This window comes from Staphylococcus sp. HMSC061G12, from assembly GCF_001838465.1.
Taxonomy (GTDB): domain Bacteria; phylum Bacillota; class Bacilli; order Staphylococcales; family Staphylococcaceae; genus Staphylococcus; species Staphylococcus simulans.
Genome location: NZ_KV837121.1, coordinates 1 through 360 on the forward strand (window position 1 = coordinate 1; position 360 = coordinate 360).

The 360-nt window shown below is 37.8% G+C and carries 1 protein-coding gene; it reads right to left on the reverse strand.

Annotation, left to right across the window (positions count from 1 at the left end):
- Positions 1–60 precede the first annotated feature (60 nt).
- Entirely contained in the window at positions 61–162 is a 102-nt protein-coding gene (locus HMPREF2937_RS13500; protein WP_000228874.1) for a type I toxin-antitoxin system Fst family toxin, read from the reverse strand.
- Between the last annotated feature and the right edge of the window lie 198 nt (positions 163–360).

A 360-nucleotide genomic window follows, 5' to 3' on the forward strand; every position in this document is an offset into this window, starting at 1 on the left:
CACCAATCCCCTCACTATTGCGAGTAGTGAGGGGGTTTTTAGATGTTGGCTTAATATCGCCTATTTTTTCTTATTGTTACGTGTACGTAGCCAATGCGTAAATAACGCAACAATACAACCACTGATGACTGTGGTCGTGATGTGTACAAGAGCTTCGACCATTTGATATGCACCTCCTCTCTGCGTCTAAATTGACGCCTGAGAGATAGGCGACTTATATATTATATCATCTTCGAATATATGATAATAGGTAACTTCCGATAAGTCATTTTTTATGTCAACAGCTATGTATCTCTTCTTACTTTATCTAGAAAGCTATCTCCCCAATTACAAATTGAAAAGACCACTTTATCCAGTTTT

Bases quoted from the DNA above. Each gene is read 5' to 3' on its own strand.
- HMPREF2937_RS13500 (WP_000228874.1), bottom strand. From the start codon at position 162: ATGGTCGAAGCTCTTGTACACATCACGACCACAGTCATCAGTGGTTGT.